This is a genomic window from Streptococcus parasanguinis ATCC 15912 (assembly GCF_000164675.2).
Classification (GTDB): domain Bacteria; phylum Bacillota; class Bacilli; order Lactobacillales; family Streptococcaceae; genus Streptococcus; species Streptococcus parasanguinis.
Window position 1 is genome coordinate 1,196,829 of sequence record NC_015678.1, and the last position, 12,193, is coordinate 1,209,021.

The 12,193-nt window shown below is 44.5% G+C and carries 9 protein-coding genes; 7 read left to right on the forward strand and 2 right to left on the reverse strand.

Annotated features, from left to right (window positions below; genetic code table 11):
* Nucleotides 1-28 precede the first annotated feature (28 nt).
* The 7 genes from ftcD to hutG all read left to right on the forward strand — a co-directional run bounded on the left by ftcD (nt 29) and on the right by hutG (nt 8,067).
* Complete coding sequence (gene ftcD / locus HMPREF0833_RS05645; RefSeq protein ID WP_003008641.1) at nt 29-928, forward strand: glutamate formimidoyltransferase; 900 nt, start codon at nt 29-31, stop codon at nt 926-928.
* A gap of 12 nt (nt 929-940) precedes the next feature.
* Complete coding sequence (locus tag HMPREF0833_RS05650; RefSeq protein ID WP_013904112.1) at nt 941-1,570, forward strand: cyclodeaminase/cyclohydrolase family protein; 630 nt, start codon at nt 941-943, stop codon at nt 1,568-1,570.
* 31 nt (nt 1,571-1,601) lie between these two features.
* Entirely contained in the window at nt 1,602-3,275 is a 1,674-nt protein-coding gene (locus HMPREF0833_RS05655; RefSeq protein WP_013904113.1) for a formate--tetrahydrofolate ligase, read from the forward strand.
* Nucleotides 3,276-3,290: 15 nt separating this feature from the next.
* Nucleotides 3,291-3,869 (forward strand): HutD/Ves family protein, encoded by a 579-nt coding sequence (locus HMPREF0833_RS05660; RefSeq protein ID WP_013904114.1) that lies wholly within the window; start codon nt 3,291-3,293, stop codon nt 3,867-3,869.
* A 21-nt stretch (nt 3,870-3,890) separates the two neighbouring features.
* Entirely contained in the window at nt 3,891-5,234 is a 1,344-nt protein-coding gene (locus tag HMPREF0833_RS05665) for an APC family permease (RefSeq protein ID WP_013904115.1), read from the forward strand.
* A gap of 215 nt (nt 5,235-5,449) precedes the next feature.
* Complete coding sequence (gene hutH / locus HMPREF0833_RS05670) at nt 5,450-6,991, forward strand: histidine ammonia-lyase (RefSeq protein ID WP_003018756.1); 1,542 nt, start codon at nt 5,450-5,452, stop codon at nt 6,989-6,991.
* 83 nt (nt 6,992-7,074) lie between these two features.
* Nucleotides 7,075-8,067, forward strand: a complete 993-nt coding sequence (gene hutG / locus HMPREF0833_RS05675; protein ID WP_013904116.1) for a formimidoylglutamase — start codon at nt 7,075-7,077, stop codon at nt 8,065-8,067.
* Nucleotides 8,068-8,209: 142 nt separating this feature from the next.
* Here the strand turns inward: hutG and HMPREF0833_RS05680 are convergent, their stop codons facing one another.
* Both HMPREF0833_RS05680 and metF read right to left on the reverse strand, forming a co-directional pair.
* The gene (locus HMPREF0833_RS05680; RefSeq protein WP_041818362.1) at nt 8,210-11,146 is read right to left on the reverse strand and encodes an AAA family ATPase; all 2,937 of its coding nucleotides are present in this window, start codon (nt 11,144-11,146) and stop codon (nt 8,210-8,212) included.
* Nucleotides 11,147-11,278: 132 nt separating this feature from the next.
* On the reverse strand, nt 11,279-12,154 hold the full coding sequence (gene metF / locus HMPREF0833_RS05685) for a methylenetetrahydrofolate reductase [NAD(P)H] (RefSeq protein ID WP_013904118.1): 876 nt from the start codon (nt 12,152-12,154) through the stop codon (nt 11,279-11,281).
* Nucleotides 12,155-12,193 lie beyond the last annotated feature (39 nt).

A 12,193-nucleotide genomic window follows, 5' to 3' on the forward strand; every position in this document is an offset into this window, starting at 1 on the left:
ACCTTCTCCTATAAAAAGAGGTAATCATATGGCAAAAATTGTTGAGTGTATTCCAAACTTCTCTGAAGGACGCAATCAAGCTGTGATTGACGGATTAGCAGCCACAGCAAAAAGTATTCCAGGTGTTACGCTACTGGACTACTCGTCTGATGCCAGCCACAACCGCAGCGTCTTTACACTCGTTGGGGATGAAGAAAGCATTCAAGAAGTGGCTTTCCAATTGGTGAAATACGCTTCTGAAAACATTGATATGACCAAGCACGAAGGCGAACACCCCCGTATGGGGGCAACAGACGTTTGTCCATTCGTTCCCGTTAAAGATATCACTACTGCTGAATGCGTTGAGATCGCTAATAAAGTGGCCGAACGCATCAATCGTGAATTAGGTATTCCAATCTTCCTTTATGAAGATGCTGCAACTCGCCCAGAACGGAAGAACTTGGCCAAAGTGCGTAAAGGACAATTTGAAGGAATGCCCGAAAAATTGTTGGAAGAAGACTGGAAGCCAGACTACGGTGAACGCAAGATTCACCCAACTGCAGGGGTTACAGCTGTCGGTGTCCGGATGCCACTCGTTGCTTTCAATATCAACCTTGACACAGACGACCTAGAGATTGCCAATAAAATTTCTAAAATCATTCGTGGATCAAGCGGTGGATACAAATACTGTAAAGCGATCGGTGTCATGCTAGAAGATCGTAACATCGCCCAAGTCTCTATCAATATGGTCAACTTGGAACAATTCCCATTATATCGTGTTGTGGAAACTGTTCGTTTCGAAGCGCAACGTTACGGTGTTCGCATCATCGGAACAGAACTCATTGGACTGGCTCCTGCTAAAGCTTTGATCGACTCTGCTGAATATTACTTGCAATTAGAAGACTTTGACTACAGCAAACAAGTCTTGGAAAATCACTTGTTGGGTTAGAAAGGGAGTTCTATGAAACTAGTTGACTTAAGTATTACGGAGTTTGCCAAAGTCCTTGGTTCGGATGCTCCAGCTCCAGGTGGTGGTTCTGCTGCTGCCCTATCCGCTGCGAATGGGATTTCCCTTACAAAAATGGTCTGTGAACTGACCATTGGAAAGAAAAAATACGCTGAATTCGAAGACCACATCAAAGGGGTTCACGAAAAAAGCGCTCAACTCCAAGACCAGTTACTAGAAGCCATTGACAAGGATACAGAAGCTTTCAACGTCGTATCAGCTGTCTTTGATCTTCCAAAAGAAACGGAAGAAGAGAAAGCTGCTCGTCGTGAAGCCATGCAACAAGCTTTGAAACACGCAACAGTATCTCCTTTCTCTATGATGGAGCTCATCGTTGAGGCTCTTAAAACCACCAAAGAAGCTGTCGGCAAGTCCAACACCAATGCGGCTAGTGACCTAGGGGTAGCTGCTCTGAATCTTAAAGCTGGCCTACAAGGTGCTTGGCTCAATGTCTTGATCAACATTTCAGGAATCAAGGACCAAGACTTCGTCCAAGAATACCACGGCAAGGGACTTAAACTCCTCCAAACAGGCTCTAATCTTGCAGACAACATTTACCAAACCATTTTAGAAAGTCTATCATAAACCTAACAAACAAAAAGAAAGAAGGGATTCTATGGTTTTATCGGATATTGAAATTGCCAATTCTGTCCAAATGAAGCCCATCACCGCTATCGCTGCTGAACTTGGATTGACCGAAGACGACATTTCGCTCTATGGAAAATACAAGGCAAAAATTGATAGCAACCAACTGGTACAACTCAAGAATAAGGAAGATGGAAAGCTGATCCTCGTGACAGCCATCTCTCCGACACCTGCTGGAGAAGGAAAGACAACTACCTCTGTTGGCTTGGTCGATGCTCTTTCAGCTATTGGTGAAAAAGCCGTCATTGCCCTCCGCGAACCTTCTCTTGGCCCGGTCTTTGGGATCAAGGGCGGAGCTGCCGGTGGCGGGTACGCCCAAGTGGTTCCAATGGAAGATATCAACCTTCACTTTACCGGAGACTTCCATGCCATTGGGATTGCCAATAACCTCCTTGCAGCCTTGATTGACAACCATATCCATCATGGGAATGAGTTGGGCATCGATTCTCGTCGCATTACCTGGAAACGGGTGGTCGATATGAACGACCGTCAACTCCGTCATATTGTCGATGGCCTTCAAGGAAAAACAAACGGGGTTCCTCGTGAAGATGGCTTTGACATCACAGTGGCTTCTGAAATCATGGCTATTCTCTGTCTCTCAGAAAATATCCTTGACCTCAAAGAACGTCTTGATCGCATCATTATCGGGTACAACTACCAAGGACAACCGGTCACAGCCAAAGACCTCAAGGCTGGAGGTGCCATGGCAGCTGTCCTCAAAGATGCCATCCATCCAAATTTGGTGCAAACCCTGGAGCATACCCCTGCCATCATCCACGGCGGACCATTTGCCAATATCGCCCACGGCTGTAACAGTGTGCTGGCTACTAAACTAGCCCTCAAATATGCAGACTATGTTGTGACAGAAGCTGGTTTTGGAGCAGACCTCGGTGCTGAAAAATTCATCGATATCAAGTGCCGCATGGCGGGACTCAAACCTGCTGCCGTTGTCCTCGTCGCAACCATCCGTGCCCTCAAAATGCATGGTGGAGTTGCCAAAGCAGACTTGGCTACTGAAAATGTCCAAGCCGTTATCGATGGTCTACCAAACCTAGACAAACACTTGGCCAACATCCAAGAAGTCTATGGTCTACCTGTGGTCGTTGCCATTAACAAATTCCCACTGGATACAGAAGCCGAACTAGAAGCTGTCTATGAATCTTGTAAGAAACGTCACGTAGATGTCGTCATTTCGGATGTCTGGGCAAAGGGTGGGGCTGGTGGCCGTGACTTGGCTGAAAAAGTCATTCAACTGACTCAAGAAGAAAACCACTTTTCTTATGTCTATGACGAAGAAGACAGCATTGAAACAAAATTGACCAAGATCGTCACAAAAGTCTATGGTGGTAAAGGCATCAGCTTAACACCAGCGGCCAAACGCGAACTCAAAGAATTGGAAGCTCTGGGCTTCTCAAACTACCCAATCTGTATGGCCAAAACCCAATACTCCTTCTCAGACGATGCGAAGAAGATGGGAGCACCAAAAGATTTCACAGTTAAAATCAGTAATCTCAAGGTAGCTGCCGGAGCTGGCTTCATCGTAGCTCTCACTGGTACCATTATGACCATGCCTGGCCTACCAAAAGCACCTGCCAGTGAAAAGATTGATATCGATGCCCACGGCAATATCACTGGTCTCTTTTAAGAAAGAAGGCGTCCTATGGTGACTCTCCTTCATCTTACCCCCGCAGATTATCAAATTTCTACTTGGTCCGGTGGCCAAACCACCCAACTCTTTCTCTCCCCAGAGGGAGGAAGTTATCCAGATCGGACCTTTGACTTCCGCCTCTCTACTGCAACGGTAGAGGTTAAAAAAAGTAACTTTACCGATCTTACCGGCTACCACCGAATCTTGATGCCCTTGAATGCCTCCATTAGGCTCACCCATCACCATAAAGAAGTGGTTTTGAACCCCTTTCAAAGCTACTTCTTTGATGGGGGAGATCCTGTATCTAGCCAAGGGACTTGTCAAGACTTTAATTTGATCTACAAACCTTCTTATCAGGGGCATATGAGTGCTATATCCCCAAAAGATAGTGTCAAAAGTCAGAGTCGCTATCAATTGATCTATGCTCTCTGTCCGCTAACACTCAAATGGGGAACCAATCATTCTCAAACCCTCCAAACTCACGAGCTCCTGGTGATCGAACAAGCATCTCCTCTTCAAGAGATGACAATCACGTTTTTACCCCATCAGTCTGGGGAGCAACCGATTGCTATCTGGACTGGACTACAATAATGTTCACAAAGGAGAAACATTATGAACGGAGCACATAAACAGTCGATTGAGGAACAAGAAAAAGCGAAATTCAGCTTTAGCGGTGCCACTCTTTACGGTATCAACGCCGTAATCGGATCTGGTATCTTCCTCCTCCCTCAAAAAATTTATTCTGGCCTCGGACCAGCTTCTCTAGCTGTCATGTTCGGAGTAGCCATTCTCGTCATGCTACTATCAGCCTGTCTGGCTGAAACAGCTGGCTACTTCGACAAAAACGGTGGAGCCATGCAATACTCAAAAGCCGCTTTCGGAGACTTCGTTGGCTTTAACGTTGGGATTCTCGGTTGGGCCGTTACCGTTATCGCTTGGGCTGCCATGTTAGCCGGCTTTGCTAAGATCTTCATCATCACCTTCCCAGCATTTGAAGGCTACAACCTTCCGATCAGTATCGGTATGCTGATTCTCTTGAGTCTGATGAACATTGCCGGTCTGAAAACCTCTAAGATGTTTACTCTGACAGCTACTGTTGCAAAATTAATTCCAATTGTCCTCTTCTCACTCTTTGCCATCTTCTTCATTTCCGGTGGCGTGAGCAAGGGCAACTTCACACCTTTCCTTCAATTGGAAAGTGGAACAAGCCTCTTCAGTTCTATTTCTAGTACAGCCGTCTACATCTTCTACGGTTTCATCGGATTTGAAACCATGTCTATCGTTGCAGGGGAAATGCGCAACCCTGAAAAGAACGTTCCCCGCGCTATCTTGGGATCCATCAGTATCGTATCTGTCCTCTACATGTTGATCATCGCTGGAACAATCGCCATGCTTGGTGGTCGCATTATGCAAACCGGTGCACCAGTACAAGACGCATTTGTCGAAATGATTGGCCCTATCGGAGCTCCCCTCGTTTCTTACGGAGCCCTTATTTCAATCGCCGGTCTAAACATCGGTGAATCCATCATGGTCCCTCGTTTTGGTGCCGCATTAGCAACTGAAAAACTCTTGCCAGAAGGGCTTGGAAAAACAAACTCTAAGAATGCCCCTGTCATTGCCATTATCATCTCTGGTATCTTCGCTTTCTTACTCTTGTTATCTGGCTCTTTTGAATCCTTAGCAACCTTTAGTGTTGTCTTCCGTTTCTTCCAATACATTCCAACTGCTTTGGCAGCCATCAAACTCAGAAAAATGTACCCAGACAAAAAGGTTACCTTCCGAGTACCATTTGGTCCCGTTATCCCAGTTCTAGCCGTTGTGGTCAGTATCTTGATGATTGCAGGGGACAACCTAATGAACTTTGTTTGGGGTGCCATCGGTCTAGTGATCGCAAGTGGACTCTACTTTGTTTTCCACGGCGATAAACTACATAAATCTAAAGCCCTTCCTCACTAATTTTCTTTACACAGTAGATGGGAACAGAGACGGGAGCGAAGCTCGGTTTTGCTCCCTAACCCATCTAGGACTCCACGAATATCAAACCTGAGCCCTTTTCTCTATGAATCTTTTCATTTTTTTAGATCCATAGACAATGGGCCCATGTTTGGTATTCAAACCGAAGTAAACAACACTACTTCCACAGAACAACTATTCATAATCGGAGGTTTTATATGACTCAATTGATTCATTTAGATGGTAATAGCTTAACACTCGAAGAAGTCATCGCAGTAGCTCGTCACGGTGCCCAATGTGAGCTTGATGAACAAGCCAAAGAAGCCGTTATCGCATCCCGTAAAATCGTTGATGACATTGTCCGGGAAAAACGAGTCGTCTATGGTGTAACTACTGGCTTTGGTTCCCTCTGTAATGTCAGCATCTCTCCAGAAGATACTGTTCAACTGCAAGAAAACCTGATCCGAACTCACTCATCTGGCTTCGGTGATCCACTTCCTGAAGATGCTGTTCGTGCCATCATGCTGATCCGTATCAACTCACTCTTGAAAGGTTATTCTGGCATTCGTCTGTCAACTGTTGAAAAACTGTTAGAATTGCTCAACAAAGGAGTCACTCCTTATATCCCTGAAAAAGGCTCTCTCGGAGCTTCTGGAGACTTAGCACCACTTGCACATATGGTTTTACCAATGTTGGGTCTTGGACGTGCCTACTACAAAGGAGAACTTCTCAGTGGTCAAGAAGCCTTAGATCGTGCTGGAATTGAAAAGATCCAATTGGCTGCTAAAGAAGGGCTTGCCTTGATCAATGGTACGACTGTTCTAACGGGTATCGGGGCTCTTGCGACATATGATGGAATCCAATTGCTTAAACTATCTGACATTGCCGGTGCTCTCTCAATGGAAGTCCACAATGGGATTACCAGTCCATTCGAAGAAGATCTTCATACCATCCGTCCTCAAAGTGGACAACTGGCAACTGCTCACAATATCCGTAACCTCCTTGAAGGAAGCAAGAACACAACCGTTGCGACTCAACAACGGGTCCAAGATCCTTATACACTCCGCTGTATCCCTCAAATTCATGGAGCCAGCAAGGATTCTATTGCTTACGTAAAAGAAAAAGTTGAAATCGAAATCAACTCTGTCACAGATAACCCAATCATTACCAAGGAAGGACACGTCATCTCAGGAGGTAACTTCCACGGTGAACCAATGGCGCAACCATTTGACTTCCTAGGGATCGCCCTTTCTGAAATCGGGAACGTATCTGAACGTCGGGTGGAACGCTTGGTCAACAGCCAACTCAGTAAATTACCATCCTTCTTGGTTAAACACCCTGGACTCAACTCAGGCTTCATGATTACCCAGTATGCTTGTGCATCCCTTGCATCGGAAAATAAAATTTTGGCTCACCCTGCTAGTGTCGATTCTATTCCATCTTGTGAAAACCAAGAAGATTTCGTCAGCATGGGAACGACTGCCGCTCGTAAAGCAGCAGAAATTCTTAAAAACTCGCGTCGCATCGTTGCTACTGAAATCATGGCAGCTTGCCAAGCCTTGGATCTCAAGCCAGAAAATCATGAACTTGGTAAAGGGACAAAACCAGCTTATGAGCTGATTCGTCAAAAACTGAACTTTATTGAATTTGACAAAGATATCGAAATCTTCGAAGAACTCAATAAAGCATCTGCTGTTGTCGAAAGCGAAGAATTCTTAGCAACCATCGAAAAAGCAGTTGACTTAAGGATTCAATACTGATACAGTAAGGATAAAGCAAAAACAGAGGCTGGCGATCTTCTCAGCCTCTGCCTGCTTTCAGAAAAATAAGGGAGGCGACAAGCTTGCTCACAAACTACTATCCAATGACCTACAGCTACTACCAAGGTAGCATCGAGGACAATCCCTACACTGCCAAATGGGGAATGGTCACCAAATTTTTAGACCTAAACGACGAGACTCTCACACCATTTGAGGGGATGACCTTTGGGATCATCGGCTTTAAGAGCGACAAAGGAGTCTATATCAACAATGGGCGTGTAGGAGCGGTTGAGGGTCCTACAGCCATCCGTTCTCAAATCGCTAAACTTCCATGGCACTGGGGAACCAATGTAACAGTATATGATGTGGGAAATATTGACGGGCCCAACCATTCGCTAGAAGAACTCCAAGAAAGTCTCTCACAAGCGATCCAGCGCATGTACCAATTAGGGATCCAACCTATTGTCCTAGGAGGCGGTCACGGAACTGCTTACGGCCACTATCTAGGGATTCAATCCAGTTTGGAAAAAGATGAACAACTGGCTGTGATCAATCTGGATGCCCACTTTGATTTGCGTCCTTACGACCAAACCGGGCCCAACTCTGGAACAGGATTTCGTCAAATGGCTGATCATGCGAAAGACAGGGGTCAGGACTTCCCTTACCTCATCCTTGGGATCCAAGAGCACAATAATAACCTCTTCCTCTTTAATTACGTTGCTAAAACACCAAGCATTGATTTCTTAACCGGACAAGACCTCTTCCAGATGAGCCACCAAGCCATTCTGGATCGAATCGATCAATTTTTAGAAAACCAAACTGCGATCTATCTGTCTATTGATATGGATTGCTTTGCGGTCGGCTCTGCTCCTGGTGTTAGTGCCATCCAATCACTTGGTGTCGATCCTAAACTGGCCCTCATGCTTCTCCAACACATTGCTGCCAGTGGCAAACTAATCGGATTTGATGTCGTGGAAGTTTCTCCTCCTCATGACATTGACAACCATACTTCAAACCTTGCTGCGACCTTTATCTTTTACTTGACCCAAATATTGGCGCAACAAAAACTGAACTAAGAAGATTTCTACACACATAAAAAGCATAGAAACACCCATTGCTAGGGTATTTCTATGCTTTTTTTTATTTTCAGACACAATGATCTTTGCCTGAAAGGAGGACAGGCCACTTAGCCTTCTCTTATGATTTAGGCAAGAGACACTACAGGTCTTTTAATTTCTTAAGAAACTGACGATCTCTATAGGGATTTAAGTGTTGCTCTGCCACCTTTTTGTAGTAATTCTTATCTTCTTTCAAGAAGGTGCTCAGGGCAGGAGCGAGCTCTTCTCCCTTCTCCTTTTGATTAGATAAGAATGCTAATAGATAATGAACCATCCCCTTATCCCGTGAATTAGCAGATGGTTTCATCGTCCTTTCTTTTCGAGCCAGATAATCCGCAACCTTCTCCTGATCCCCTTGCTGACAAGCAATCAAGGATTGGTAAAATTCGAGCAATTCTTCCTTCCAAGGGAAACGAACACTGGACAAAATCTTCTGAGCTCTGTCAAAACAGAGGCGAGCTTGGATCAAATCTCCCTTCCAATAATAGGCGATCCCAAGATCAATATCAAATACGACACGGACGGAATCAACAGCTTGATCTCCCACCAAACGTAGAACCTCTTCTAAGTGGGTGACGGCTACTTGGAAATGGCCTCTCACTTGCTCGATTTCAGCGAGGTAGGCCAAAGAAGCCGCAATTTGAATGGCATACTTGGCCTGCATGCTATTGGTCAAACTAAAGCAATCAATAGAACGATACAGATGCCGGGTCGCCTGCTCCTCATCCCCAACCATCAGGTGATACAAGCCCTTCAAACGCAACTGGATCGCGATGACCTCATGATTATTAGCTTGGATGGCATCTTCCAAAGCCAAATCTGTATAATAGGCCATCTCAGAGATATTTTCAGTTTGAATGCAATAATAAATGATTTGCCGATAACCCTCTAAGAGGAAGTCGGATTGCTTGAGTTCCCGCGCATAGGAGATGACTTTTTGGATATCATGAATCCCCTTTTGATACTCCCCACTTCGAATAAAATAGCGACCTTCTAGGTACAAGTAACGCAATTGTAAATACTTGTATTCTCTATCTCTTTGGTGCCTTGAAAAGAGGTTATCTAATTCTTGGCGTATGCGGGATAGCTCTCCAAAAATGTCCAAATGACTATTTGTACCATCTGATAGGACCCCCTCATCTACCTTGGAATATATCGGAAACAGCTCATGCTCCAGCTGAAGGATTTCTTCTAAATAGGTCAACTCAAAAGATAAGGAACGCAAAAGATTTTGGGATTGCTTGTATTGGTAGGCAATTTCCTTATAAAGAAGAAGGTCCGTCGAATCTTCTAAAGTTTCTTCCAATTTTTGCGCAATTTGTTGGTGGAAGAGCCGCCGTCTAGCTGGCGAAAGAAGATGGTAAAAGTACATGGCTACCAATTGCTTGCAGAATTGAACCATGAGAGCCTCGCCTTCTTCCACGATTGAGACGATCGCTCTTTCAGATAAAGTCTCGATTAATTCTGTCAAAACAGGAAGCTCTGTAGCCGTCAATTCCGCCAGGATGGACAGGGAGATCGGCTTATGAAAACAAGATAAGTAGTGAAGAAGGGCCTCTTCCTCACTGCTCATGTCCCCGAGTTCCTGAGAAAGATAAGCTTGAATGATATCCGGCAAGGGCTCTAAATTTTCATTTTCTTTCCACTCTTCGATATAGCTGGACAGCAAGAACGGACTGCCTTCACTCCATTCGACCATCTGCTCCATCACTGCCGGCTCTATTGCTCCCAGTTCCCCTTTCAAGAGAGCACGACTTTCACTAGGATCAAAATTGGTCAACTCTAGTTGAGACAGCCGTTTCTCTACCTTTAAGCTCCCCAAGAAGTTAACGAAGAAATCTGGCAGAGGCTCTTCAGCCGTAAAAATTAGTTGCCATTTCTCCTGGTTTCTTCTCTCCTCAAGTTGTTTCACTTTTTCTAGAGACGCTACATCGATCCACTGAGCGTTTTCAAGCAGGATCAGGAGCGGTTTTTCTTTGCTAAGGCCTTGAAGCTGATTCCATACAGAAATGAGATCATCCTCCTCTTCCAGAAGGGAAATCCCCATCTCATCCCCCAGTTTCTCTAGCGCTTGTCTGAGATCATTCCAGCTGCTTCCTTCGTAGCGTTGACTGGTAGCTTTTCCTTCCACCTTGATAAAGTTAAAACTGCGATTGGACATCAAGACCAACTGCCGCAAGAGACGTTTCTTACCTGTTCCAGATTGCCCCATCACGAGAAAAGGACCTACCGCCTCACCCGTCTCGACTAAGGAAAGGTATTCCTCGAGTTGCGAGAGTTCTTGTTTCCGACCAAAGAAGGAAAGTTCACGGATATTCAAGCAATTGGTCAGTTTATGAGTTCGTTTGGCTTCCAAAACGGAGTGATAAAGTTCCTCAATCGCTCGACTGGGACGCACACTGAGCTCGCGATCCAATAAATCAACTAGCTTATAATAGGTCTCGAAAAATTTTCCTAGCTGGTGATGGAAGCTATAATACTCCATCAAGAGCTGGTAGTTTTTCTCTTCATATTCATCCAGCTCTACCAAATGATGGAGTAACCATTCTATACTAGGATCTGCAAAACCGACCTGCTCAATTTTTTGATAGCAGCTTTCGACATAGAGCTTCCTATAAGCATCTCGTTTGCGAGAAGCCCACTGATCAAAGTCTTCATCATCCTTGACATAGAAGCCCTCTAAAAAGTCTCCCCGATAAAGATCCAAGGCACTTAGTGGATCTTTTTCAAAAAGCTGAACATCCAAAGAAAGACTCAAGTCGGGATTAAGGGCCAAACTGCTCCGACTTGGTGAGACAATGATATCTCCTTCAAAGATTTTATTGGCTTGGTAAACCGTATTCCGTAAGTTTTTGCGAGCTACTTGGTTTTCCTTATCTCCCCAAAGAATACCGGCGATTTCATCGCGGTTGACCTGGCCCATGACTGCCAAGTAATAAAGTAAGGCCTCCATCTTCGAAAAAGAAAACCGAATATCTTTCTGATTGAAAACAACCTTAGGGGGTCCAAATAACTTTAACGTGAGATCTTTCTTCATTGCAAGCGCCTCCAAAAACTTCATATTAATACTATAAAAAAAAAGTTGGCTTTTAGCAAGTGATTTATCCAAATAAAAAGAGATTGAGAACGATTCTTTCTCAATCTCTACACTTCCTACTAAAAGTGTTGATTAATTCACTTCAAAATTCGGTTGATGATCAAATAACGCCTTTGTTGCTTGGTAGACGTGGTAAGCGACATCTTCATTGTTCATGGTGTAAAGGTGGACACCTGCCACATCTTGAGTAACCAAATCAACGATTTGATCAACTGCATAAGCCAAACCAGCTGCGCGAAGAGACTCTGGATCATGCTCATACTTGTCCAGAATGGCTTTAAACTTCCGTGGGATATGAACATTTTCACAAGTCTTAAGGAGACGAAGGGCCTGATTGCGATTGAGAATCGGCATCACTCCTGCATGAATGGGAATATCGATCCCAGCCAAGGTACACTTATCTTGAAAATCATAGAAACGCTCATTGTCAAAGAAAAGTTGAGTGACCAAGCTAGAGCACCCTGCATCTACCTTCTTTTTAAGATTTTGAATATCTGAAATTTGGTTTGGAGAATCTGGGTGTCCCTCAGGATAACAAGCACCAATCACCTCAAAATGGGGAGCCTCTGTTTTAATAAATTCAATCAGATCCGTTGCATAACGAAAGTCTTTTAAAGGTTCCACACCAGGGATAATATCCCCACGCAGAGCCAAAATCCGATGCACCCCAACTTCATTTAACTCCTGAAGAGTATCAGCCACTTTTTCCTTAGTCAAATAGACGGCTGGTAAGTGAGCAATTGTCGGAATAGACAATTCATTTTGAATGTAATTGGCTAAAGCAACCGTCGTCTCTTTGATATTGTATTTATTATTGCTAGCGGTCACACTAATAAAGTGAGGAGCTAGCTCCTGCATATTTGCCAAGGCACGTAAGAGTTTGGCATTGCCTACTTCAGGATTTGGAGGAAAAACTTCAAATGACAAAGACGGTGTGTGTTGTGACATATTCTATCCTTTTCTTTTGTTTCGTTGATCAAGAACTCT